The sequence below is a fragment of the Aliarcobacter skirrowii CCUG 10374 genome (assembly GCF_003544835.1).
GTDB lineage: Bacteria > Campylobacterota > Campylobacteria > Campylobacterales > Arcobacteraceae > Aliarcobacter > Aliarcobacter skirrowii.
On the sequence record NZ_CP032099.1, the window covers coordinates 1,394,660 to 1,420,447 of the forward strand.

The following is a 25,788-nucleotide window of genomic DNA, read 5'->3' on the forward strand; positions in this document are numbered from 1 at the left end:
TCCTTAATCATTTCCAAAAATATCTCTAGTATAAACTTTTTCTTCTACATCTTTAAGATTTTCGTTTAATCTATTTGCTACTATTACATCTGATACTTTTTTAAACTCTTCTAAATCTTTTATTACTTTTGAGTTAAAAAAAGTCTCCTCTTCTAGCACTGGTTCATATATTACTACTTCAATACCTTTTACTTTTATTCTTTTCATTATTCCTTGAATTGCTGAACTTCTAAAATTATCTGAGCCTGTTTTCATTACAAGTCTATAAATACCTACAATTTTTGGATTTTTTCTAATAATACTATCTGCTATAAAATCTTTTCTTGTAGAGTTGGATTTTACAATAGCTTCTATTAAATTACTTGGCACTTCTTTATAATTTGCTAGTAATTGTTTTGTATCTTTAGGTAAGCAATAACCACCATATCCAAAGCTTGGATTATTATAATGAGTTCCAATCCTTGGATCTAATCCTACACCATCAATAATTTGTTTAGTATCAAGGTTATGAGTTTGAGCGTAAGAGTCAAGTTCATTAAAGTAAGCAACTCTCATAGCTAAATATGTATTTGAAAATAGTTTAATAGCTTCTGCTTCAGTTGAATTTGTAAATAAAATTGAAATATCTTTTTTAATAGCACCTTGCTCTAGTAGTGAAGCAAAAAGTTCTGCTCTTTTACTTTGTTCACCTACAATTATTCTACTTGGGTATAAATTATCATATAAAGCTTTTCCTTCTCTTAAAAACTCTGGAGAGAAGATTATATTATTTGTATTAAATTTCTCTTTTAAGCTTTTTGTATATCCAACAGGAACTGTACTTTTTATAATCATAGTTGCATTTGCATTTATCTCTAATACATCTTTAATTACTGCTTCAACACTTTTTGTGTTAAAGTAGTTAGTTTGTGGATCATAATCAGTAGGAGTTGCAATAATTATAAAATCAGCATCTTTATAAGCTTCATTCTTATCTAAAGTAGCTTTAAAATTTATGTTATCTTTTTTTAAATACTCTTTAATCTCCTTATCTTCAATAGGAGATATTTTATTGTTAATCATCTCTACTTTAGAAGGAATTATATCAAGAGCAACTACTTCATTGTGTTTAGCTAAGAGTAATCCATTTGATAAGCCTACATATCCTGTTCCTGCTATTGCTATTTTCATATTATTTTTTTATCTCCTATTTTATATTTTGAATTCTCTTTTATAGTGATTGATAATAAAACAAAAACTAATATAAAAAAATTATCAAAATTACTCATTTGTATAATACTATCACCTACACCATTTATAAAAAACATAGAGTAAAAAACAAGTGCTATATAAAAGAAATCTTTTTCTTGCTTATATAATATTTTTAGAAGAAAAACAATACTTATCAAAAATATAAAATAACCAAAAATTCCAAATTTAGCTATATATTCAAAATAATGATTATGGTAGTGAGTTATCCAACCATTCAATATCTCTGAATTTTGATTTTTATACTCTTCAAGTTCTACAAATGCATCCCCTACTCCTGTTCCGAATAAAAAATTTTTTGGTATAAGCTCTGTTGCGGCATTCCACATAAATAATCTAGCTCCCCAGCTTCCAACATATTCTTTATTTTCATAAGCATGTTGTAACTGTTGAAATCCAAGAAAATATCTATCCATTTTATTAATATTATAAAGGTAAAAAATACAAAGAACCATCAATAAAAATATCAATATTATAATTTTTTTGTATTGATATAAATATTGTCTATAATAAACCATTAACACTATAAGTGAAAATAAAAAACTCAATTGCCCCATTCTTCCATTATTAACAAGAATTGTAAAAAATGAAAAAATTGCTATAAATAAAAATAAATATTTCAGTTTATTATTTTGTTCTTTTATAGCAAAATAGATAGAAAGTAAAACATTAAATGCCATATAAAAAGTAACAACTGCATATGGCAAAATACCTCTTGGATTAGCTTTATTCGATATTTCATCTTTTAATTGAACAGTAAAAAACTCCATATATATAGATAAAGAAAATAGAGCATATAGTGCGAAACTAAATGTAATAACATAAAATGCCATTTTTACATCTTCTTTATTAAATACAGAAAAAAACACTATTGTAATCATTGGATAATATTTATAGTATTCTAGTTCTTCAATACCAATTTTGATGTTATCACTCCAAAATAAAGATAGTATTGCATAAAAAATAAACATATAAAATAAAACTAAAGGCTTATTTTTAGATATTTCTTTTAATCTTGTAAAATATCCTCTTTTTTTACCAATAAATAGCCACCAAATAAATAAAAAAATAGTAAGATTACTAAAAAAGCCACTAAAAAAATTATATGGTAAGAAGAAAATATATACAAACATATATATTTTAAAATAATCTTGTTTTATTCCTCTAAAATAATCTATCATACTAACACATCCAAATATTTTTGTATTTCAATTTTTTCTAAAAAATTATTTTTTAGTAAATTAATATTTTTATTCAAATCAACCTCAACTAAACCCTTTGCAGTGTTTAAAAGAGCTATTTTCAATTGTTCTATATTTTTATTTTCTACAATTGCAAATTCAAATCCTAAATTTTTAAACTCTATAAATGTTGTATTTTCATATGAAATTGCTTTACATCCATAAGCAATAGATTCTATGAAAGCATTTCCAAATCCTTCTCCATAACTAGGAAATAAGAAAATATCTGCTTTTATAAAATATTTATCTACTTCATTTGTAAATCCAATTAATTTGATTTTATCTTTATATTCTATCTCTTTATAAAAGTTTGCAAACTCTTCTTCATATCCATCTTCATATCCACCAACTATAAAAAATTCAAAATCTATATCATTTTTTATTAAAATATCACAAGCTTTTATTGCATCAATTTGACCTTTACCTTTTACAATTCTTCCAACATGTAATATATTTAACTTTTCATTTTTCTTTTTTTCATATGTAAAAATTTTAATTGATGGATATATCAAAGTAGATTTTGTTTTGTTTCCAAATGGAAAAGTTTTTTTCACATTTTCAAGTAAGTGTTCACTAATTGCTATATGATTATTAACTCTACTATAAATTATTTTGTGAAAAAGACTATTCTTTGGTTTTGCTCTTGTTGTACCATGTCTAACTATAAGATTAATATCTGTTCCATAAATTGCACAATACATAAGTTGCAATTTACTTGTTCCAAAATATATTATATTTTGTATATTGTAATTTGTTATTATTCTTTTAAAATCTAAAATAGTTTTAAAAAATAAAAAACTATTTTTTTCAAAAGTTTCTAAATTAACACTAGCTTCTTTTAATATATAACTGTTAAAATTTTTATCCAAAAAACCATCTTTTTTTGTTATAAATACTATATTACAATAAGGATGCAATTTTTTTGCTAATTTTATACTATCTAGTTCCATTCCACCAAAATTTCCTGTTGGGCAAACTATTGCTAAATGTTTTTTCACAATATATCCTCATAAGCTCTTTTTAAGTCTTTATAGTTTGTTACATAAAAAATTTCATTTGTTCTAACACTTCTTCTATAATAACTTTTTTCTTTTCCACTTAAATATCTTCTTAATTGTCTAAAAGCAAAAAGAAATGCTTTCTTAAAACCTATTTGAATAGTAGAATCTCTTAAATCATGCATTGATTCTAATGCATAATATTTATACATTTGTTGCTCTCGTGATAGCTTATGTGAATATATACTATCAAAAATAAAAGATGTTTTGAATCTAGGAGCTAAAGCTGTAGTAGAAAACATATTTCCGTAAGGATAGAATTCATTTTGAGTTAAATGATTAGTAAGAGTTAATAATTTTATTTCTTCACAATTTAACTTTTCCATTGCTTCTATAATAGCTAAAGTTATATATTTATGATCTATATTTGAATCAATCTGTGGATGTAATGTTACTATAAAATCTGGTTTTATAGAATTAATAATACATTCAAAATCATTTAATAAAGAATCCCAATTTGATTTTGGTTTTGAGTTAGTCGCAATACTTGAATGATTTACTCTTCTAAAATAGTTTATATCAGATATTCCAGCTGTTTTTGAAGAAACTAATTTATTTTTATTTTCATACATAATCTTAATTGTTTCATTAAAATAGCCCAAAGCTAAGCTATTTTCATATTTTACTTTTCCTAATAATCCAGTTGTCAAAGCATCAAAAATTCTCAAATTTCCTTTAATTTTAGCTTTCAATTCTTTATCACAATCAAAATCACAAAATTTACAAGATCCTTCACCAGCGGTAACAGTAACGATGAAGCTTTCTTTAGCACTGCTATAGAGACCAAATGATGATATTTCTGCATCGTCAGCATGAGGAGCTATTATTAAAATTTTTTTATTTTTTATATCCAAATTTTCAAAATCAAAAATCTCTACATTACTTGAAATTATTTTACAATTTTTTGTAAAAAGTTTAATATTTTCCATTCCACAAAAAGAGCTAATATCTATATATCTAATACCATGTGCACCATGTTCAAAAAAAGTCTTTTCTTCTTTTTGATTAGAATAGATCCTCACATAGGGAGGAAATATTTTTGATAAAAATGTAGATTTAATTTTTATTTTAAGTATAAGTGTTTGATTTTTATCATAATCTTGTAAATTTATCAATTCTTTTAAATCAAACTTTTTTGATTTTTTAAAATCATAAAAATAATCTTGTTTTGTTTTATATTTATACATTTTTTTTCTAGTAGAAATTAAAACATATATAATAATCAAAAGTAATATTAAAATAGTCAAAAAAAACATTTTTTAATCCATAAATTCTAAAATATTATTCTTTTTAAAATATTTATAAATAAAATCTAAATTTTTAATATCATTTAATTCCAAATTTGGTTTATTATTTTTTATATACTTTACTAAACAATTTGGAAATATTATTTTTATAGTAGTTAAAGCTGTAGATGAGTATGAAATTAGATTTCTTGGATATATTCCTACTTGTAAGAAATATTTTTCTATTGGTTGATTTAACTCTAAAATATTTATTCGATTATAATTATCTGCTATAATTTTAAATGTTTCCTTATCTTCTCTATGAGGAATATATACTATTTGTTTATCTTTGTTTTTTTCTATAATTCTTTTAAAACTATTTTTGAATTCTTCAATATCATAAAATATATGTAAAGGTTGCCCTAAAAAAAATAAAGTATCATCATAAACAAATTTATCTAGGTTAAAATCTTTTTTTAGATATTCCAATTTATTTTTTACTACTGCACCATTATTTAAAGGCTTAAAATCATAATATGTAAAAAAATTTATAGTATCTTTTAGATTTATTTTTAATCCATTTAAAACAAATTTTATACTTTTTAATTTAAATTTATTTATTCTATTTTTTTTTATTACATTCTCATATAAAACAACCGTGGCGCTACCTTCATCTAATAAAAATAACTTTGTCTTATTCAGATTAGCAACAATTGCTCTAAATCTAAAATCTTCAATCTCTCCTGTAAATATATATTCATAATTGTATTTCTTCAAATACTTTATTAACTTTACATATCCTTGTAGCTTACCCTCTTTTAGTGGATTAAATCTTACTATTTCATCGCAATCTATTTTTTCAAGTTGAGCTTCTATTTGTTCTATATTCTTAACACTTCTGTTATAAATAGCTACTATTATAATATTTTTTAATTCAAATTTATAAATAGCTTCTTGTGAATTTAAAAGTTGCAGTGGAGAATTAATAACAAATAGATTCTTTTTGTTTTCCATTTTAATCAACCTTTTTTAATAAATTCTCTTTCTTAGCATGAGTCCATTTTCCTCTTGGTTTATCCATATATTGAAAATACTCATTTGTAAAACTTCCTTGAATACAAACATATTTATATAGTTTATAATTTATTGCTTGATCACCTATTGCTTGATTTAGTGCCATTGGTCCTGTAAGGCTATAAACTCCACCTTCTACTCTTCTATTTTCAATATTATCAACTATCAAATCAAGTGTATTTTTAAAGTGTTTATTATTTGGAGCAGTTGCCAAAAAATAGTTGTTGTATCTAACTTTTGATTTAATAAATAGCTCTTTATCCTCTGGTTTAATTAGTTTTGATAGAGGCAAAACAATATGAGCATCTATATCCATATAAACTCCACCAATATTGTTTAAAACAAATAATCTCCAAAAATCAGCTTGAGCTGCACCATCTGTTAATTGTTCAAAAGCATCAATATAATTTTTAGGTGCATTTTGTTTTATATATTCCAATCTATCTTCAGTACTTACATATCTATATTCCCAATCTAAAGACATAAGTCTATTAAATAAATAGTTTATATAAACAGGAAGAGTAACAACATTTGAATAGTTTGTTTGCCAAATTATTTTAGGTACAAGAGAACTTTTTTTTGATGATATTTTTGCTTTACTAACTTTTGGAATTGTAAATCTAAGTTTTGGGAAAATAAAATAGATGATATAAGATATACCTTTTAAAAGTGCACCGAAAATTTTACATAAACGATTTATTAATATTGCAAAAAACATAACTTTGTTTCCTTATTTGAAATGAGTTTGAATGATATCAAAATTTATATTAAAATTATCATCCAACAAACCAAATGCAAACCAATTGTAAACATAACAGCAGTTGAGCCTAAATCTTTGGCATTTTTAGCAAGTGGATGAATCTCTTTTGTACACAAATCAACCACATTTTCAATTGCAGAGTTTAAAAGTTCTACTATTAAAACCAAAATCCCAGTAACTAAAAGTATAAGCTTATTTGTTAAAGTTGTATCAACATACAAAATCAAAGCTACAATAAATATTGCACAAAACAGCTCAAGCCTAAAAGAGCTCTCTGTTTTTATAGCAGTTATTAACCCATCACAAGCATATTTCCAATTTTTAAAAAAACTATATTTAGGTTTATTTTGCATATATTTTACTTTTTATAAATTTCATCATTATAAGCTTTGAAACGCTTATGCTGCCAAAGCCAAAAGTCTGGTTTTTTCAAAATTTGATTAGATACAATATCGTTTTGAATTTGCGTTAGCTCTTTTATTTTATCTTCGCTTTTAAACTCATAAGTTTTTACATCAATTGGCTCTTGAACCTCTATTGTCCAATCTCTAAAACCATTATTTACTGTAAAAATTGGAATAATAATTGCATCAAATTTTAGTGCAACTCTTGCTGTTGAGTCTGTTGCTTTTACTTTTTGTCCTAAAAACTCTATATCTATTCCACTACCTATGTGTTGATCAATAACTACGGCTATACTTTTATTCTCTTTAAAAGCAGTTAGCATACCTTTTGCAGCACTCTTTTTCTCAAGCATTGTAATACGGTTTTTACTTCTTCCTATCTCATATTTTTTTTGAATATATGGATTATCCATTCTTCTATTTACAACAGCAATTTCACCAAACATCATAGCAATATAAGGCAGTGTTATCTCCCAACCACCATAATGAGCCGTTATATATATAATTTTTCTATTATCTTTAAAAGCTTTTTCTATTATCTCTTTATTTAAAATATTTGCTTTTGAAAAAAGTATCTCTTTGTTTACTCTTTGATTCTCTATATGCTCATACATATTAAAACATAAAGATTTATATGAGTTATAAATTATCTCCTCTTTTCTACTCTTAGTTAAACTATCTTTAAAAACTAAATCAATATTTGCTCGTGCAATTTTTAGATGCTTTTTATCTACTTTGTAGGCTAAAAAAGCCAAAAATTTTAAAAATTTCTCCATTAAGAACTTTGGAGTTATAAAAAATAAAAATAGAAAAATATAGTATAAAATAAGTATAAAATAGTCTTTAATCTTTTCTATCATTTAAAAGCTCCTTTGCAATCTTTATAATCTCTTCTTCATCTATATCTTGAATTGAAAAATCATTTTTATCTATTTTATAAGGGTTTACAATAGATTTTGATTTTACAGTTTTGCTTATATTTGTTTCATATGTGTTTCTATAAGCTGGAGTATTCCCAAAAATAGTTATTGTTGGAATATTTAAAGCCCAAGATATATGAGTTGGTCCTGTATCATTTCCAATAGTCAAATCAACTTTTGAAATCAAAGCTTTTAAACTATTTAAATCTAGTTTTGGCAAAACTCTTGCATTTGAATTTTGCTCTATAAACTTAGCCATCTCTTTTTCTTGCTCACTTCCCCAAGCAATTAAAAAATTCTCATTTAAACTTGAAGCAATTTTTGCAAACTTCTCTTTAGGATAAATTTTGCTTGGCCAACTAGCACCAACAACAAACAAAATATTTTTTCTATCTTTTTCTAAATAGTCGTAGATTATACCACTCTCATCTTTAAAAAATAAAAAAGGCTCTTTATTTACAATCTCATCTTTTGTAATTTCAAAATTCAAAGCCTTACTTATCAAATAGCAGTTTCTATCAATTACATTTTTATCATATGAAATTGATATCTTTTTATTATAAAAACAACTTGCTATTTTTTCTCTAGTTGAATTTTTACAAAAACCAGCTCTTTTTTTCCCAAGCAGTCTAGCTACTATTGCAGATTTTAAAAGTCCTTGAGTATCTATTACTAAATCATAACTGTTTTTTTTTAAACTTCTTACAAGTTTAATCTGATTAAAAATCTCAAATCTGTTTTTTTTTATACTTTTTAAATTTAATCTTATAATATTGTCAACATGAGGATTGTTTTCTAAAACGCCAGCAAATCCCTCTTCAACAAACCAATCTATTTGGATATTTGGATATTTTGCTTTTATAAATTGCAAAGCTGTCATTGAGTGAATAATATCACCCATTGCAGATAATCTAACAATTGCAATTTTTTTTATCATAAAATTCCAAGCTCCAAACCATCTGGAAGTTCAAGTTTATCTATTTGAGAGCTTAATAAAAATGAGTTATTTTCAAGCTCAATTGTTAGAATATTCTCTTTTAAAGCATATTGTGTCTTTGGATTTGAGTAGTCAATATTTATTGCTAGGTTTAAAGCTTGCATAAAAGAGAGCCATCTTAAAGTTTCCAAAGGTGGCAACAGCTCTTTATATTTTTCAATATCACTCTCTTTTGGTAGAGATTTTTTTGAAAACTTCAAAATATAAGCAACAGTTACTCTTGAAGTGTGTAAAAAATCATAAGTTAAACCATTTAAAATAAAATCAAAAGCATTATCATTTGATTTATAAAAGTTTAATCTAACCCCAATTGAATGCAGTTTCGAAGCAACAACTAAAAGTGTTGAGAACTTATCATCAAGCTTATGAAGTGGTTTTAAAACCTCAAAAATCTCTTTAGCACTTCTTCCTAAATATGCACTCTGTTTTTCACATATTTGAAATCTATCAAGTAGACTTCTAACACTTACATTAAAATTAGAAGGAAATTTATGATTTTGATTTCTTAATAAATCTGTTAAATAAACTCCCTCTCGCACACCCACTCCAGAAGTTACAACAGTTTTAATATTTAACTCATCAATAATAGTTTTAAAGATAAATGTACCCTCTTTTATAGTATCAAATCTATCTTTTTTTACACCCAAAGCCTCTAACTCTTCGTTTGATTCTGTTTTTAAAATATCTAAAAAAAGTTTTTGCTCATTTTTTACATCATAAGTAAAGCCATGAATTGAGTCAAGTGGGTAAGCATTTTTTTGCATAATTAATTTTGATAAAAACCTAATACTTCCACCAATTCCAACAACTTTTGAAGGAGTATTAACACCACAATTTAAAACTTTTTTTAGATTTTCAAGAATATAAGTTTTTGCACCATCAAGATTGTTTTTATTAAAATATAACTCTCTAATTCTAACTGTTCCAATATCAAGTGATAAAGATTTTACTATTTTTCCATCTTCAACAAAACAAAACTCTGTACTTCCACCACCAATATCTACTGTTACAAAGTTATCATCATGAAGCAAATTTGAAGTAGCTACTCCCCCATAATATGACTCTTTTTCACCATTTATAATCTTAATATTAAGACCTAAATCTTGTTTTACTCTACTTAAAAAAACATTAGAGTTTGGAGCATCTCTTAAAGCAGATGTTGCAACACAAAGAATTTTTCTTGATTTAAGGGCATTTGAGATATTTAAAAAAGATTTTAAAGATTCATAAGCTCTTTGCATGGGTATCTCTTGAAGCATACCACCATTTTCATAGCATCCTTCTGAGATTTTCACCCTACTTTTTGTCTCATTTATAAGACTAAATGCAAATCTACTAGATTTTTCTAAAACAACCATTCGCATTGAGTTTGAACCAATGTCGATGATTGTTGTAATTTTCGACATATTAGTTTTCTTCTTCCATTAGTTGTTCGTATTTAAACTTCAACTCTTCCATTGTCTCTTCATTATCTGGATCTAAAATTATACAATCAACTGGACAAACCTCAACACATTGTGGTTCTTCATAATGACCAACACACTCAGTACATCTATCAGGATCAATAATATAAATTGGATCCCCTTCTTCAATAGCGTAGTTTGGGCACTCTTCTCTACATGCATCACATGCAATACATTCGTCCGTAATTATTAAAGCCATCTATTTTTTCCTATTTTTTATTTTGGTTTTGGAGTTATACCTAAAAATGTTTAATAATTTCTTTAAAATCATTAAAACAATCTTTTGATTTTGTTATAAAAATAAGATTATTTTTAACTATTTTATATAAATCTTTACAAATATACATTGCTGCATCAATATCAAAAGCTCTTAATTCTCCCATAAAAAGAACAAAATCATAATCTCTTGCATTCGCCAAAGAGATAGCTGTTGCTCCTAAAACTCTAAACTTTATATTTTTATCATTTAAAATTTTACAAATATCTGGATACTTATAACCTCTTTCAAAAACTGCAACTTTTGAGCTATTATTTATTCTGTTTTTTAACTCTTTATTGCTGTTTAGTGATAAATATATTACCTCATCATCTAAAAATCTATATACTAAGGTTTCTAAAGCTAAATTTGCAACAAATCCACCAATAATCTCTTCATCTTTTTTTATTGCGACAGATGTTCCATAATATGGAAGATTTGAGAAAAAATTATTGCTTCCATCAAGTGGATCAATAATAAAAGTTATATCTTTTTTAAAATCTTTTAAACCACACTCTTCACTAAAAATATTTCCAAACTCTTTTAAATGTTTTATAAAAATATTTTCAAAAATAATATCGATTTTAAGTGAATTATCTCCACCAAAACCAATCTGATTTGTATATATAAAATCATCTTTTTTTAAACTATTTTTTAAATAGTTTAAAACTTCAATATTTGCTTTTATAACTGCATTTTTTATATTTTCCAAAACTATAAAACCTCACTACTGTTTTTTTGAATTTTTTCAAGCTCCATAAAATAAGCATGGCATAGATAAAGAACATAAAATATAGCTACAAAAAGAGTTATAAATGGAATAGTTGAAATTAGATATAAAAAAAATGTTCTTACTCTAAAATAGTTTGAGCTTTTTTCATAGATTTTTTTATACTCATCTTTACTTAAAATTGTAGATGATACATCATAGTTTAAAAGTTTGTGGAAAAAATAATATAAAGGCAAATATATAGCCAAAATATTTATTAATGGTATAAAATATAGAGGTATTAAAGCTATATATAAAAATATCATTATAAAAATAGTTTTTAAAAGTAGATAAATAGAGCCTAAAACTGTTCCATAAGGTTTTAAAATCAAATCTTTATAGTGGGTTTTTTTTAGATATTTAACAACAAAAGGTGTCAAAAATCCAATAATTAACAAAGTTAAAATAATACTAAAATGAAAAATAAAAATAATTCCAACTGTATAGATTAAAAAAGCAGCCAACCAAGATGTAATTGAGTATTTAAATAAAAAAACAATTAAATATGTAAACCATACAAAATAAAATGGTGCACTCTCATCAATAACTATCTCTTCACCATTTTGTGAAGTTTGAGCAATAATTTGCAAACTATCTATTCCAAAACTAGCCATTTGAAAAAATATTATATATAAAATTGTCATTGTAATAAGAAGTGGAATTAATGCTAGTTTTAGCATTGAGGAGCTAAAAAAATCACCTATACTTCTTTTTAAAATCTCTATTTCATTCATGCTCTTCCTCTTTATTTTTTATATCAAATCGTACTCTATATTCACACTTTTGACAAAGCTCTTCAACTAAAATATTATTTTTAAAACCATTTATCATAGCTTTTGCTCTACTACTTTGTAAAATATCTTTGATTGAGTTTTCATTTGTATCTCCAAGATTTATAGAAGCATCTAAATCCAAACAACAAGGAACAACAGTTCCATTTGCCAATATTCCAAAATGAGAGCTTAAACCATAACAAAAACCTTTTTGGCTAACTATGTTGTTTTTTAAAGTTGGCCAAGAGAAATATTCATCAAAATTAATAAATATTTTTCTAGCAACTCTAATATTTTTTGGTTTTGTACTATAAATCTCATCTATATTCAAATTTGAATTGAAAAAATGATTTAATCTATTAAAAACTTCATTATTAAAATCCAAAGCACTCTTTTTATCATCTAAATTCCAGATTCTAAAGTTTATAAAATAATCATGACTATTTTGCATTGCGAACTTTACAAAATCTAAAATAGGCTCAAAATACTCTTCAAAACTCTTTTTATGTGAGTTTGCATTGTATGAATTTATTGAGAAATTTATCTGTTTTATAGCACTATTTAATAAAGCTTTGTAGTGCTTTTGTGAAATATTATTTGCAGTTGTTGTAATATTTACTTTAAGATTATGTTTTTTACTAATCTTTAAATACTCTTCTAAATTTGTTAAAACTAAAGGATCACCAACTATATGATATGCAAGTTCATTTGTAAACTCTTTTAGCTCACTATTTAATCTATCAAAAAAATCTAAACTCATAATTTTGTTTGGTAAATTTTTTGGAGGACAAAATGAACACTTTAAATTGCATATATTTGTAAGCTCAATATGAACTTTTTTAAACTTTGCTATAACAATTCCTTTAGTTTTTGCAAAAGTATATCAAAAGTTATAAAAATCATCGCTTGAAGAGTTTGTACTATCTATTAATGTTTGCATTGGATCTTTTCTATTATTGTTGCTTTTTTGACTCTCTTGTTTTTGTACTACTTTCTCTTTTTTGTTCTCTTTTTTTTCAATATCTTCTAAACTCTTTTGTAAGTAAATATCCTCTATATCTTTAAGTTGTGAAAGTTTTTCTCGAATAAAACTAACTCCTTTATCTTTTGGAACGATATATGGAGTTACTATAATCACTAAATTGCTCTTTTTATTTAGTGTAACACTATTTCTAAAAAGTGCCCCAAGAATTGGAATATCTCCTAAAAGTGGAACTTTTTCTTCTATATTTTCATTTTTATTCTCTATTAATCCACCAATTATTACACTCTCTCCATTGTTTAAAATTGCAGTTGTATTTATCTCTTTTTTCAAAGTATCAGGATTGTCACCAGCTCCTACTTTGTTTAGTTTTACAGCCTCCAACAAAGCGCTTATTTGTAAAGCAACTTTATTATCTTTTGAAATTCTAGGTTTTACTTTCAAAGTTAATCCAACATCTTCTCTTTCATAATCTGATTTAGATGTACCTCCATCTGTTAAACTACTTGAAGTTTGCATTGATATTTTTTCACCAACATAAATAAAGCTCTCTTTATTATTTATTGCTAAAATTGAAGGTTGTGAGACAATATCCAAAGCACCTTTTTGTTTAAGCAAATTCAAACTTGCAGCCAAAGATACACCACTTTTTAAATTTTGATTTCTTATATCTATTCCCAAACTTCCTATAGCTTCATCAATTGCAAATGAACCACCATTTAACTTTGTACTTAATGCCATAATTCCACCACTTGAACTTGAAGCTGCACTTATTCCATAAGATACTCCAACCTTATCAACAAGCTCATTATTAACCTCTATAATCTTAGCTTCAATATATACTTGTAAACTCTCTTTATCAAGACTATCTATAAGCTTTTTTATACTATTTAAACTCTTTTGATTTGAAAAAACAATCAAAGAGTTTGATTCAATATTTGGAACAATTAAAGTTTTTTCATCACCATTTAAACTCCTATTTTTTAAAAATTCCTCTAAAATTTTATATATATTTTCAACTTCACTATTTTTTAGTTCATAAATCAAAATATCATCTTTTGAAGCTATTTTTGACTCTTTTCTTGAGATTTTATAAAAAGAGATAAAATCCTCTAAAACATAGTTGTTTTCATTTAAGATTGCTCTTAAAATATTTAAAAGTTCATCTTTATTTAGGGTTTTATTTGATACAAAATCAACTTTAATATCTAATTTATCAGATATTAAAATATCTTTTTTGAGTATCTTTGAACTAATTTTTATAAGTTCATTTAAGTCAATTTTTGAGAAATTTATATTTATATTATCATTTGAGAAACTAAGATTAAAAAAGAGTATTAAAAATAGAGAGTATCTTGCAAAATTTTTCATAAGTTCCCCCCAAAAAATTTAATAAGAAAAAATTATGTTAGCAAAATAAAACTACAAAGTAAAGAAAAATTATTTAAAATATATTTTTGACTTATCTTTTAACTTTTTAAAAATATCAGAAAAATTTGCTGGATATACTCTAGTTTGAGCTATTGTTGTAATAAAATTTGTATCACCTATCCATCTTGGAACTAGATGATAGTGAACATGCTGCTCAATTCCAGCACCAGCTGCACGACCTAAATTCATTCCAATATTAACACCCTCGCAAGGCATAATATCTTTCAAAAGCCTAACAGCTTCTTGCACCCTTTTTGAAACTCTTTGCCAAACAATATCTTCCAAATCCTCTATATTTGATGTGTGAAAATTTGGTACAACCATAATATGACCTGGACTATAAGGAAATTTATTCATAACTACAAAACAAAGTTCATCACTAAAAATTACTTGATATTTCTCATCACTTCTATTTTTTAAAATATGGCAAAAAACACAATCTTTAATCTTCTCTTCACTAACATATGAGTATCTCCAAGGTGCATAAAGATGTTCCATAAAAATCCTTAAATAAAATTAGGTGCATCATTTGCAAATAGAATTAAATCACCACTTTTTGTACTACTTGCTAATATATTTTGCATTTGCGATTTATCTTTTAAAATAAAAACTTTCTCTTTATTTATATTTTGACTTAAAACCTCTATATTTAAACTTCCAGTTAAGATTACAAAATCAAAAACCTCATCTATTTTTAAAGCTATTTTTTTGTTTGCTTCAATAGTTGATTCAACAAGTCCTGGAGTAATAATAACCTTTCTTCCACTGTAAGTTTTACAAAGATTAAAAGCTTCAATCATTCCTTCAAAATTTCCATTAAATGAGTCATCAATTATCACTTTACCATTTGCTTCAATTTTTTGAAGTCTATGTTCTACTTGAGGAAGAGTTTTTAAAGAATCTTTTATGCTTTTTATATCTATTTTTAAATAGTTTGCAACTAAAATCACAGCACTTAAATTTATAGCATTAAAACTTCCTAAAATTGGGGCAAAAAACTCCTCTTTTTTATCATTTATCTCAAAACTAAATCTAATTCCATCTAAACTACTATCTAAAATCTCTAAATTTTTTGGAAAAATATCAATATTTAAAGACTCTTTTGCATCTGCACTTTTATGAACAAATGCTTTCTCTAATCTTTTTGAACTTAATAACTCTTTTTTTGTATTTTGAATATTTTCTAAACTTTTAAAATACTCAATATGTTGCTCTCCAATCGTTCCAACTACACAAATTTGAGGTTCAAGAAAGTTTGCTATTGTTTTAATATCACCTTTTACTCTAGCTCCTGCTTCTGCTATATAAATTTGAGTATTTGAAGGTAAATCCATATTTACATCTAAAACAAGCCCTGCAATTGTATTTACACTTCTTGGAGTTTTGTAAGTATTAAAATGATTTTTTAAAATATGGTATAAAAAGTTTTTTATAGATGTTTTTCCATAAGATGCTGTAATTGCAACAATTTTTAAATCTTTTATGCTATTTAGTCTTCTTTTTGCAATTTTTTTATAAAAATTAAACATTAATTTTTCTGTAAGATTTGATAATAATATTGTTAAAAAAATAGCAAATAAAAAGTAGATTTTTGAAGCAAAAAAGTATCCAAAAATTAATATTATAGTTAATATTATAAAAAATCTTTGAACTCTTTTTGTGTAAACCAAACTTCTATCAAGTTTTTTTGCCCAAAAATATAGTGCGATTAAATATAAAATTAAAATTGGTGCAAAGTATATCTCTTTTAATACTATCCATAAAAGTAATGGAAGAATAAAATAAAAAAGATGCCAAACTTTTTTATGATGATTTAAAACAACCCTTTGTAACTTATAGTTATACCATTGAAGATTTAGTATTAAATACCAAGAGAGAGCAAAAATAGCTATAAAATTGATAAAAAAATTAAAATAGTTCATATTCTATTATTTCGCATATCTGTTTTGAGTGTTTTAAAAAGAAGTAGTGATCTCCACTTAATTTATAGAAAATTGAATTCTCTATAATATTTGAAATTTTTTCTCCTGATTTTATAGAAGTGGCTTTATCTTCTAATCCCCAAAATATAAGTGTTTTATTTATCTGTTTTGCAAAAATAGGAGTAAAATCCTCATCTACAACATTTTTAAATGTTTTGTACATATTTTCACTCATTTTTACTACATCTTTACTTCTAAATCTTTTTGTTATACTTTTTAACTTAACTTTATTAAAAAATTTGGCTAAAGATATCTTTAATCTAACTTTTAGTGGTTTTTTCTCTAAAACTCCAGCACTACTTAATAAAATTAAATTTTGTGGATTTAATAAAGTTGCAACTTTACCACCAAATGAGTGTCCTGCAACTGCAAAAAAATCTGAATCCAATTTTTTTAAAAACTCTTTTATTATTTGTGCATAATCTGCTGTTGTAAGTTCATATATATTCTCACTATTTCCAAATCCTGGCATATCTATATATATGTGCCTGTAAGAACTTAAAAAAGTTCCAAATGCTTTTTTCATAATCTCTTTATTTGAACCCCAACCATGAAGAAAAACTATATCTTTTTTTGCATTTGGATTTACTATCTCATAAGATATATCAAAAACTTTTCCATCAACATTTATGCTTTTTAGTGCCAAACTACTTTCCTTTTGCAACTTGAATTTTATTTACATACTCATAATTTATAGGAATAAACTTCTTTTTAGGTAAATTTGAAGCAACTTTTGTAAAAAGATCTTGAAAATCTTCAAACAAATAGTTTGCCATAGATCCTGGAATTGAGTTTATCTCATTTAAATATACTTTATCTTCAACTACAAAAAAATCACATCTTATTATTGAACCTTCAAAAAGAGTGTTGTAAATTTTTTTAAAACTCTCTTTTATCTCACTGTTTAATTTCTCACCTAAATCAACCTCTAAAGCTTTTGATGTTCTTGAAAAATCTAAATATTTTTTATCAAAATCCAAAAACTCAGCTTTTTGGGGCTCCTCAATAATTGAGAAAATAAACTCTCCATTTACTTTTGTACCAGCTAGGTTATACTCTTTTACTCCACTAATAAAAGGCTCAATTATAATTGCATCATCAAACTCAAAAGCAACATCAAGAGCATAAGCTAACTCTTCTTGATTTTTTACAATAGATACTCCAATAGAGCTACCTAGCTTTACTGGTTTTAAGATAACTGGAAACATATCAACTTTTATACTATCATTTTTTGTATAGTATTTGTAAGGTAGAGTTTTTACATCAACACTTTGTGCATATCCTTTTGTAATAAATTTATTTGAACTAACTACACAAGCTTCTGTTCTTGGAGCTATAAAAGGGATATTATAAAAATCTAAAACTGAAGATAAAACTCCATCTTCTCCATCTCCACCATGTGATAGATTTAAAACCACATCAAAATCAATATTTTGCTCTTTTTTAAATAGTCCAGATACTTTATAAAATCCACCCTTTTTTAAAAAAACTTTATCAAATTTTAAGTACTCTGCACTACTAAATAGTTTTGAATTTATTTTAGAACTTGGAATCTCATATAAATCTCTATCTTTATCTATAAATATATATATTAACTCATCTTTTAAAACATCTTTCATGGCAATTGAACTTACTATTGAAATCTCATGCTCAAAACTTATACCACCAAAAACTATTGCTATTTTCATTTTATAATTTCCCTTTTATTTTTGTAATTTTTTAAGTGCTTCTCTAACTAATTCAGAAGTTGTTGAGCTTGTACAAGTTTTTAAGATAGTTGAAATTAAATCTTTTTTAAATCCTAGTGATTCTAAAGCTAGTGAAGCTTCAAGATTAATATTTGGAATATCGCTACTACTATTTGTCTCAACAACAAATCCACTAAGCTCTACTAATATTCTACTAGCACCTTTTGGACCAATTCCTGGAACTCTTTTTAACATATTTACATCACTTGAAGATACAATTTGAGCAAAAGAACTTGGTGTAAATGTAGAGCAGATTGCAAGTGCAACTTTTGGTCCTACTCCATTTATTTTAATAACTGTATCAAAAAGTTTTTTTTCATTTGAATCTAAAAAACCATATAAATTGTGTGCATCTTCTCTTATAATCTCAGTAATCTCAAACTTAACTTCATCAGAAATAATTTTTGAACTACAATTTAAAGATACAAAAACTTCATAAATAACTCCATTTACATTTAAATGTATAACTGTTGGCTCTTTTTTCACAACTTTACCTATTAATCCTACTATCAATGCAATCCCACTTTATATTTTTTTTATATCTATTATAAATTAATCTTAATTTTATTTTTTTATAGATTTTCTCACTCTGTTTTAAAGTTTTTAAGTATATAATAATTCTACTTAAAAAATAAGGGTTAGATATGTTGGATTTTATAACAAAAAAGATTAGTAATAAAATTATGGTTGCGCTTTTTTTACTTACTTTTCTAAGTAGCAGTTTTATCGTTTATTCTACAACTACAAAGGTAACTGAAGACTCTATATCAAATGCAAAAGAGAGTTTGGAGATGTTAAATGCATCAATATTTCAAACTTTAAGAAATACAATGAATACAGGAGATCCTGATTTAATAGCAAAAGCAGAAGAAGAGGCTAGACAGATAAAAGGTGTTAAGCAGTTAGTTGTAGCAAAAAGTAAAGCTTTAATGGAACTATATCCAACAACAGTTCCCTATACAGAAGATCCAAAAGTTTTAGAGAGCTTTGAATCAAAAGAAAATCAGTTAATTCAAACAAATGATGCCGATGGTCATAATATTAGAATGATTAAACCAATGATTGCTACAGCCGAGTGTATGATGTGTCACGCAAACCAAGAGATTGGTGATGTAATTGGTGTTATGGATTTAACTTTCTCTCTTGCAGAAACGGATGAAAAAATAAGTAATTTATTAAAAGATATCTCTATAGCTTCAACAATTTTGGGGCTTATTACAATAACTTTAATTTTCTTTATTGTAAAAAGAGCTACAAGTCCAATAGAGAGCCTAAAAAATGGTTTTGAAGAGCTTCTTGCATCAAATGATACAAATATAAAACTAAATGTAAAAACGGATGATGAGATTGGAGAGGTTGCAAATTTATTTAACTCATATATGAATAAAGTAAGAGATGGATTAAAACAAGATGAGATTGTAATTGAAGAGGTTAATGATGTTATAGAGAAGACTGCAAATGGATTTTTTGTTTATAAAGTTGAAAATAGAGCTTCAAATATTCATGTAGAAGATTTAAAAAATAAATTAAATTTAATGATTGAAAGAACAAAAGAGACTTTAGACAAAATAAATGAAGCCTTAAGAAATTATGCTGAATCAAAATATGACTATATTTTAAAAGATGATGATATTTTTGGAAACCTAGGATCACTTGCAAGTGGTATCAAACTTGTAGGAAACAATACTTCAGAGCTTCTTGCTATTGTTATGAATACAGGAAATGCTCTAAAAGATAGTACACAAACACTTTCAGATACATCTTTAAGACTTAAAAGCTCATCAGCTGAACAAGCTGCTAGCTTAGAAGAGACATCTGCTGCACTTGAAGAGATAACTGCAACAATTCAAGCAAATACTCAAGCAGCTGTTCAAATGGCACAGCTAGCACAAAATTTAAGTCTATCTGCTAAAAAAGGTCAAGATTTAGCGAATCAAACATCTAAATCTATGGATGACATAAATAAAGAGGTTAGCTCTATAAATGAAGCTATTGAGGTAATTGATCAAATAGCATTCCAAACAAATATCTTAAGTCTAAACGCAGCAGTTGAAGCAGCAACTGCTGGTGAAGCTGGAAAAGGTTTTGCTGTTGTTGCTCAAGAGGTGCGAAATCTAGCAAATAGAAGTGCAGAAGCTGCAAGAGAGATTAAAGAGATTGTAGAAAAAGCGACTCAAAAAGCAAGTCAAGGTAAGAGTATTGCTAATAATATGATTGATGGATATAGCGAATTAAATAACAATATTTCAAACACTTTAACTACTATTGAAAGTGTGGCAACTGCTTCAAAAGAGCAAGAAGTTGGGATATTACAAATTAATGATGCAATTGGCTCTTTAGATAAATCTACACAAAAAAATGCACAGGTTGCTGAACAGATATCAAATATGGCAAATTCAATTGCATATATGTCAAGTTATTTAGTAACTGCAGCTTCAAGAACATCATTTCTTGAAGAGAGTTTAGAAAAGGTTTATGATGTAGATTTAGTATTTGATACAGCTTTATTAAAGGTTAATATTCTAAAAAGTAAAGATGAAGTATATTCAAAACTTGGAAATCAAAAATCGTTTCAAGTAGCTAACAGTAACTATGTTAAAGATTGGCTAAATAGTGAAGAGAACTACAATAAAATAAAAGATGAGAATATATTGGATAGTATAAATAAGTTAAATCTTAAATTCCATTCAAGCCTTCAAGATTTAGTAAATTCAAATGCTGCTAAAGATAAAAATGATATTTTAAATGCTACTGCAAACAGAGTTGAAAAAAGTACAAATGAACTATTTGAGAGTTTAGACAATATTAAAACTAGCAATAAAAGTTCAACTCCATTTGCTAAATTTATATTAAATGTTTAAAAGAGTAAGATGGTTTTAAACCATCTTACTCTTGTTGCATCTGTCTAATAAGTTCTTCTAAATCATCAGCACTCATACTATTTTCTGACACAGAAATTGTTTTTGCACTAGGTGCAATATTATATTGAGATTTATCAATATCATTTTTATCACAAACAAAATTAACAACTCTCTCTATTTTTTGTCTATGTAAATCTTGTCTTTGTAGAAGTCCATAAATATTTGAAATAAAATCCCCTAATTTTTCTCTTTTATGTCTTGGAATTTCAAGATCATCAATAACTTTTGAAATCTCTTCAGTGTTTTCAAAAATATCAATTGAATCATTTTCAGTCTCTTTTATAACCTCACAAAGTTCAGTTATTAGCTCTTCATATCTCATTTGTTACCCTTATGTTAATGTAAATTCGATACTAGCAAAAAATCACTTAAATAATTAATGTATAATTTCAGCTATAAATTCCGTTGCATATGAGCCTTTAGGAAGGTAAAAATTTAATTCCATATGATTTTTATCCTCTTTATAATTACTCTGTATATTTTCTGGAAATATAAAAGCAAATCTTCTTGCTCCATCTTCACCCATTTGCACATCAAACTCTTTTTCAATCTCTTGTGCAAGACCTTCAGACTTCTTAACTCTTTTTCCACATAAAAGTCCAGTTGGAACTCTATCTTTTTCAAAAAATTTTTGACTCTCACTCTCTAAATCATCAATTATAAATATTCTTCCAAATGGATAATGAGAGAGTAAATCTCCTGTAATAATTTTAAATGGATGAGGCTGTTTTTTTGCTCTTTTTACCTCATCAAGTGGAAGATTTAACTTTTCATAAATCTCTTTTGGTTCAAAAGTTTCTATTAGTTTTGAAATCTCTATTCTCTTTGAAAGCCAAGAGTTAAAAAGATAACTTTGATAAGCATTTATAAACATCTGTTTTAAATTTCTATTTCTCTCTTTTAATTTTCCTTCAACAATAGCTTGACCTTTTTTGTAGTTTTCACCATCAATTCCAAATCTTTGAAATCCGAAATAGTTTGGCATACCATAAGTAGCAATTTGTCCTAAAGCCTCTTCAATTTTTCTTTTTTCAACTAATCCAACTCTTTTTAGCCTAATAAAAAAGTTGTTTCCTTTTAAATGACCAATTTTTATCTTATTATTATGATAAGTTGTTTCAAGAATTTTTATATTTTCATGACTAAAATTTTTTAATGCCTCTTCATATTTTTTATGAATTGAAATATGCTGAATTGTCATTGCATTTTTATCTTTAAGTCCTGCATATCCAAACTCTCTTGTACTACACTTCAAATAGTTTGCTAAAATCTCTATAGCATCCCAAGTTGCTAAATCTTTTTTTCTAAGTTTTAAAATTAGATGTTCACCATCACCACTAAATTCATATAAAGGTACCTCATTTACAACAAAATCATCTTTCGTTTGTTTAAAAAGTACATCTATTTTTGAGTGGTTTAAATATCTTTGTAATTGCAATTTTTTTCCTTAATTTTTAAAATGGTGGTTTGAAAGATTTGTTCTAAAACTTCCTTTTACAGCTTTTGCAAAGAAGTTCAATTTTGTTTTATGCTTTTTTGCTATTTGCTCAATCTTTTTTAGATTTTTTTGACTACATGAAAAAAGTATCTCATACTCTTCACCAGAACTAGCAATATTATCATCAATTTTTCTAAAAATATCAAATCCAATATTTGAAGCAATTGAGAGTTTTTCTAAATCTAAAAACAATCCATCACTAATATCCATAGAAGCATTTATATATTTTGAAGCCTCATAAAAAAAATCAGCTTTTAGAACTGGTTTTATAAATTTAGATGATTTTTTAATTTTTTTTCCGCTTAATAAAGCCTCTAAATCTTTTTTACTATCTCCTAATTTTCCTGTATAACAGAGATAATCACCCTCTTTTACACCACTTCTATATATAGGTTTTGAAGTTTTTGAAATAATTGTAATACTAATATCTAATTTATAATTTTCAATTGTATCGCCACCAATAATTTCAAAATCAAAATCTTTGGCTGCTTTTTTAAATCCATTTGCAAGCTCTTGTAAATCTTCATTTGTATAATATTTTGGAATAGCTATGCTTATTAGTGCATATTTTGGTTTTGCATTCATAGCAATTGCATCAGATATATTTACAAGCATTGATTTATATGCTATTTGTTTTAATGTAAACCAATCTTTTTTAAAGTGTACATCTTCAAAAAAAGCATCCATGGAGTAAACATACCCATCTATAAACGCACCATCATCGCCGTTGTATTTACTATTTTGTATACTATTTATAAAAAATTGTTCTTTATTCATAAGAAGAAGTGTATCGAAATTTTGCAAAAAGAATTGATTAAATTGGGTAAGTTTAAAACAGTGTTTTCACTGTTTTAATTTTTATTAGTTTTTTATAAAAGAGCAACAGTAATCAACTAGTGAGTGAACTCTTAGTTTAAATTTTGTATTCTCTGGAACTTCAAAAGATGCAGGTCCTTCATATTTAACCCAATCAGATGCTGGTAGAAGTAACTCTAAACTTCCTCTTTGAATATCTATAATCTCTTTATTAACAGTATTTAACTCATACTCACCAGGTAGCATAATTCCTAAAGTCTTTTTTGAACCATCTTCAAATGTAATTGCTCTGCTTGTAATGTTTCCATCATATAAAATATTTGCAGCTTTAGCAATAGAAACACCTCTAAAATAATCCATCTGTTCTCCTTAATTTTTCTCAAAGAAGTATATCCAAATTTTTATGTGAGAATATTAAATATAGTTACAATTTTCTGCTATAATCCCTCAAAATTTTAAAAAGGTTACAAAATGAATAAGCAAGAAGAGCTAAAAGATTTAATAAAAAATGTTGTTTTAGAAGATGTTGATGATTATATTGATGAACTACTTGAGTTGATTGCTTCAAAAAAAGATGATGAAAATACAAAAGAAGAGTTAAACTCTATGCAAGAGATGAAAAAAGAGTTTTTGGAACTTTTAAGTGAGTTAGAAGCTGGAGAGATTGATGATGAAGAGGCGGCTGAATTAATTGAAGAGATAAATGATATGCTAAATGAGGATATTGATTAATATTATATGCAGGGCTATATTATTGATATAAAAGCTGTTAAAGATGATGATTTAATAGTTACAATTTTGTGTGAAAAAGAGCTTATAACAACTTATAGATTTTATGGAGCTAGGCACTCAAATATCAATATTGGTTACAAAATAGATTTTGAATTAGAGAAGACTAAATCCTCTATTTCAAGATTAAAAGATGTTATGCAACTTGGTTTTCCTTGGATTTTAAATAGTGAAAAAATGTATGCTTGGCAAAGATATTTAAAACTATTTTACACTCATTTAAAAGAGTTAGAAGAGCCTGATAGTTTCTATTTTAAAACACTTGAAGAGTTAGTAACTAAGATTAATAAACAAAATGTTTTAAGAGCAATTGTTGAATCATATATTTTACTTTTAGAGCATGAGGGAAGACTTCATACAAACTTTGAGTGTCTTATTTGTGAAATAGAGGTTGATTTTAACTTAGGTTTAATTAGAGGATTTATTCCTGTTCATAAAGTTTGTGTTAATAGAGCAAAAAGCTTTGAAATAAATAAGATAAAAGAGCTATTTAATTCAAAATCTTCAATAAACTTAGAAGATGAGGAAGTAGAAAAACTTTGGGAAATTATTCTACTTGGACTTTAAAATCTAATAAATATTTTCATTTTCTAATCTAGTTTTTAAAGTATTAATTGCTTCTATTAATGCTTTATCATTTAATTTATACTCTTTAGCCTTTTTAATTGCCATATTAATTGATTTTTCACTTAAAGGCTCTTTTATATTTGAAGCTGTTTTAATAACATCTAAAATCATTACTTTTTGTTTATACTCAATTGGTGACTTTTCTACATCATCAACAAACTCTATAGTGTTTATTAACTCTTGATTAAGATTCCAATGTTTAAAAATATGAGCAGTAACATATGAACTTGAAAATTCAAAAAAATCTTTCTCTATCTCTTGTAGTGATTTTAAATTTTCTAATACCTTTTTATAAAAATCACTCTCTTTATTGTTTAAAATTAGTACATCTGAAATAATATATTTACCAATATCTTGTAGTAAAGCTGGAAGCAAAAGTTTATCTTTTAACTCTGGATCAACTTTATTTAACCATAAATTTGTAAGGGCTAAAGCTATATTTGAAGCCTTCATAAAATCATCATTTGAAAGTCCATAAGGTGACAATGAAGATATTAAAAGTTTTTGACTACTTGTAGAGATTGCAACAGAAATTGTAAAGTTAATCCCAAGAAGAGTTATAGCTCGTAATGGTGTTTCAACTTTACTTCTAAATCCAAACATTGCAGAGTTTGCAATTTTTAAAAGATTTGTAACTAATAAAGCATCTTTTTTAATAATTTCATATAACTCTTGTATCTCTTTTTCTTCTTTTTTTCTATATTGTTCAATTTCAATAATAGTTCTTGGAAGAGGAGCCAAGGACTCAACTCTTCTTAATACCTCAGATAATTGCAAAATAGCCCCCTATTTTATTTTTTTAAAT

The 25,788-nt window shown here is 25.8% G+C and carries 28 protein-coding genes; 3 read left to right on the top strand and 25 right to left on the bottom strand.

Annotated elements, in window-relative coordinates; all coding sequences use genetic code 11:
- Window positions 1-3: 3 nt before the first annotated feature.
- The 20 genes from ASKIR_RS07305 to ruvA form a co-directional block, all read right to left on the bottom strand.
- On the bottom strand, window positions 4-1,170 hold the full coding sequence (locus ASKIR_RS07305; RefSeq protein ID WP_115588215.1) for a nucleotide sugar dehydrogenase: 1,167 nt from the start codon (window positions 1,168-1,170) through the stop codon (window positions 4-6).
- Window positions 1,167-2,429, bottom strand: a complete 1,263-nt coding sequence (locus ASKIR_RS07310; protein ID WP_115588214.1) for an O-antigen ligase family protein — start codon at window positions 2,427-2,429, stop codon at window positions 1,167-1,169. Before ASKIR_RS07310 ends, ASKIR_RS07305 begins: the two co-directional genes overlap by 4 nt.
- The gene (locus tag ASKIR_RS07315) at window positions 2,426-3,487 is read right to left on the bottom strand and encodes a glycosyltransferase (RefSeq protein WP_115588213.1); all 1,062 of its coding nucleotides are present in this window, start codon (window positions 3,485-3,487) and stop codon (window positions 2,426-2,428) included. The genes ASKIR_RS07310 and ASKIR_RS07315 overlap by 4 nt, the downstream gene beginning before the upstream one ends.
- Window positions 3,484-4,734: a PIG-L family deacetylase gene (locus tag ASKIR_RS07320; RefSeq protein WP_164966874.1), complete on the bottom strand. Its 1,251-nt coding sequence runs from the start codon at window positions 4,732-4,734 to the stop codon at window positions 3,484-3,486. Before ASKIR_RS07320 ends, ASKIR_RS07315 begins: the two co-directional genes overlap by 4 nt.
- 72 nt (window positions 4,735-4,806) lie before the next feature.
- Complete coding sequence (locus tag ASKIR_RS07325; RefSeq protein WP_115588211.1) at window positions 4,807-5,787, bottom strand: polysialyltransferase family glycosyltransferase; 981 nt, start codon at window positions 5,785-5,787, stop codon at window positions 4,807-4,809.
- Window position 5,788: 1 nt separating this feature from the next.
- Complete coding sequence (locus tag ASKIR_RS07330; RefSeq protein WP_115588210.1) at window positions 5,789-6,565, bottom strand: glycosyltransferase family 32 protein; 777 nt, start codon at window positions 6,563-6,565, stop codon at window positions 5,789-5,791.
- 44 nt (window positions 6,566-6,609) lie between these two features.
- On the bottom strand, window positions 6,610-6,960 hold the full coding sequence (locus tag ASKIR_RS07335; protein ID WP_115588209.1) for a diacylglycerol kinase: 351 nt from the start codon (window positions 6,958-6,960) through the stop codon (window positions 6,610-6,612).
- 5 nt (window positions 6,961-6,965) lie between these two features.
- Entirely contained in the window at window positions 6,966-7,871 is a 906-nt protein-coding gene (locus ASKIR_RS07340) for an LpxL/LpxP family acyltransferase (RefSeq protein WP_115588208.1), read from the bottom strand.
- Window positions 7,855-8,868, bottom strand: coding sequence for a lipopolysaccharide heptosyltransferase I (waaC, locus tag ASKIR_RS07345; RefSeq protein WP_066350159.1), 1,014 nt, complete (start codon window positions 8,866-8,868; stop codon window positions 7,855-7,857). Before waaC ends, ASKIR_RS07340 begins: the two co-directional genes overlap by 17 nt.
- Complete coding sequence (locus tag ASKIR_RS07350; RefSeq protein ID WP_066159490.1) at window positions 8,865-10,334, bottom strand: Ppx/GppA phosphatase family protein; 1,470 nt, start codon at window positions 10,332-10,334, stop codon at window positions 8,865-8,867. The genes waaC and ASKIR_RS07350 overlap by 4 nt, the downstream gene beginning before the upstream one ends.
- A gap of 1 nt (window position 10,335) precedes the next feature.
- Complete coding sequence (locus tag ASKIR_RS07355; protein ID WP_066159487.1) at window positions 10,336-10,590, bottom strand: YfhL family 4Fe-4S dicluster ferredoxin; 255 nt, start codon at window positions 10,588-10,590, stop codon at window positions 10,336-10,338.
- A 40-nt stretch (window positions 10,591-10,630) separates the two neighbouring features.
- Complete coding sequence (locus tag ASKIR_RS07360) at window positions 10,631-11,359, bottom strand: inositol monophosphatase family protein (RefSeq protein ID WP_170256954.1); 729 nt, start codon at window positions 11,357-11,359, stop codon at window positions 10,631-10,633.
- A gap of 2 nt (window positions 11,360-11,361) precedes the next feature.
- Window positions 11,362-12,150 carry an EI24 domain-containing protein gene (locus tag ASKIR_RS07365; RefSeq protein ID WP_066350157.1) on the bottom strand — a complete coding sequence of 263 codons (789 nt, stop codon included), beginning with the start codon at window positions 12,148-12,150 and terminating at the stop codon, window positions 11,362-11,364.
- Entirely contained in the window at window positions 12,143-13,048 is a 906-nt protein-coding gene (locus ASKIR_RS07370) for a radical SAM/SPASM domain-containing protein (protein WP_082946353.1), read from the bottom strand. Before ASKIR_RS07370 ends, ASKIR_RS07365 begins: the two co-directional genes overlap by 8 nt.
- Before the next feature lie 24 nt (window positions 13,049-13,072).
- Window positions 13,073-14,542 (bottom strand): type II secretion system protein GspD, encoded by a 1,470-nt coding sequence (locus tag ASKIR_RS07375; RefSeq protein WP_082946352.1) that lies wholly within the window; start codon window positions 14,540-14,542, stop codon window positions 13,073-13,075.
- 69 nt (window positions 14,543-14,611) lie between these two features.
- Entirely contained in the window at window positions 14,612-15,100 is a 489-nt protein-coding gene (locus tag ASKIR_RS07380; protein WP_066350152.1) for an HIT family protein, read from the bottom strand.
- A gap of 8 nt (window positions 15,101-15,108) precedes the next feature.
- Window positions 15,109-16,524, bottom strand: a complete 1,416-nt coding sequence (locus ASKIR_RS07385; RefSeq protein ID WP_066350151.1) for a Mur ligase family protein — start codon at window positions 16,522-16,524, stop codon at window positions 15,109-15,111.
- Entirely contained in the window at window positions 16,511-17,230 is a 720-nt protein-coding gene (locus tag ASKIR_RS07390; RefSeq protein ID WP_066350150.1) for an alpha/beta fold hydrolase, read from the bottom strand. The genes ASKIR_RS07385 and ASKIR_RS07390 overlap by 14 nt, the downstream gene beginning before the upstream one ends.
- 1 nt (window position 17,231) lies before the next feature.
- The gene (locus tag ASKIR_RS07395) at window positions 17,232-18,272 is read right to left on the bottom strand and encodes a D-alanine--D-alanine ligase (protein ID WP_066350149.1); all 1,041 of its coding nucleotides are present in this window, start codon (window positions 18,270-18,272) and stop codon (window positions 17,232-17,234) included.
- Window positions 18,273-18,287: 15 nt separating this feature from the next.
- Window positions 18,288-18,845 carry a Holliday junction branch migration protein RuvA gene (ruvA, locus tag ASKIR_RS07400; RefSeq protein WP_066159465.1) on the bottom strand — a complete coding sequence of 186 codons (558 nt, stop codon included), beginning with the start codon at window positions 18,843-18,845 and terminating at the stop codon, window positions 18,288-18,290.
- Between the two features lie 131 nt (window positions 18,846-18,976).
- On the opposite strand from ruvA, the gene ASKIR_RS07405 reads away from it, so the two are divergent.
- Window positions 18,977-21,193, top strand: a complete 2,217-nt coding sequence (locus ASKIR_RS07405) for a methyl-accepting chemotaxis protein (RefSeq protein WP_115588207.1) — start codon at window positions 18,977-18,979, stop codon at window positions 21,191-21,193.
- Window positions 21,194-21,218: 25 nt separating this feature from the next.
- Here the strand turns inward: ASKIR_RS07405 and ASKIR_RS07410 are convergent, their stop codons facing one another.
- The 4 genes from ASKIR_RS07410 to ppnP all read right to left on the bottom strand — a co-directional run bounded on the left by ASKIR_RS07410 (window position 21,219) and on the right by ppnP (window position 23,927).
- On the bottom strand, window positions 21,219-21,575 hold the full coding sequence (locus tag ASKIR_RS07410; RefSeq protein ID WP_066158920.1) for a hypothetical protein: 357 nt from the start codon (window positions 21,573-21,575) through the stop codon (window positions 21,219-21,221).
- Between the two features lie 54 nt (window positions 21,576-21,629).
- Window positions 21,630-22,691 carry a tRNA pseudouridine(13) synthase TruD gene (gene truD / locus ASKIR_RS07415; protein WP_115588206.1) on the bottom strand — a complete coding sequence of 354 codons (1,062 nt, stop codon included), beginning with the start codon at window positions 22,689-22,691 and terminating at the stop codon, window positions 21,630-21,632.
- Window positions 22,692-22,700: 9 nt separating this feature from the next.
- Window positions 22,701-23,528 carry a thiamine-phosphate kinase gene (locus ASKIR_RS07420; RefSeq protein ID WP_115588205.1) on the bottom strand — a complete coding sequence of 276 codons (828 nt, stop codon included), beginning with the start codon at window positions 23,526-23,528 and terminating at the stop codon, window positions 22,701-22,703.
- Window positions 23,529-23,612: 84 nt separating this feature from the next.
- Window positions 23,613-23,927: a pyrimidine/purine nucleoside phosphorylase gene (ppnP, locus tag ASKIR_RS07425; RefSeq protein WP_066158931.1), complete on the bottom strand. Its 315-nt coding sequence runs from the start codon at window positions 23,925-23,927 to the stop codon at window positions 23,613-23,615.
- A gap of 111 nt (window positions 23,928-24,038) precedes the next feature.
- Here ppnP and ASKIR_RS07430 point away from each other — a divergent pair, with 111 nt between their 5' ends.
- Window positions 24,039-24,299, top strand: a complete 261-nt coding sequence (locus tag ASKIR_RS07430) for a hypothetical protein (RefSeq protein ID WP_066158933.1) — start codon at window positions 24,039-24,041, stop codon at window positions 24,297-24,299.
- A gap of 6 nt (window positions 24,300-24,305) precedes the next feature.
- The gene (gene recO, locus ASKIR_RS07435; protein WP_066354284.1) at window positions 24,306-24,923 is read left to right on the top strand and encodes a recombination protein RecO; all 618 of its coding nucleotides are present in this window, start codon (window positions 24,306-24,308) and stop codon (window positions 24,921-24,923) included.
- 3 nt (window positions 24,924-24,926) lie between these two features.
- Here recO and ASKIR_RS07440 read toward each other — a convergent pair whose 3' ends face one another.
- Window positions 24,927-25,760 carry an HDOD domain-containing protein gene (locus ASKIR_RS07440; protein ID WP_115588204.1) on the bottom strand — a complete coding sequence of 278 codons (834 nt, stop codon included), beginning with the start codon at window positions 25,758-25,760 and terminating at the stop codon, window positions 24,927-24,929.
- Window positions 25,761-25,788 lie beyond the last annotated feature (28 nt).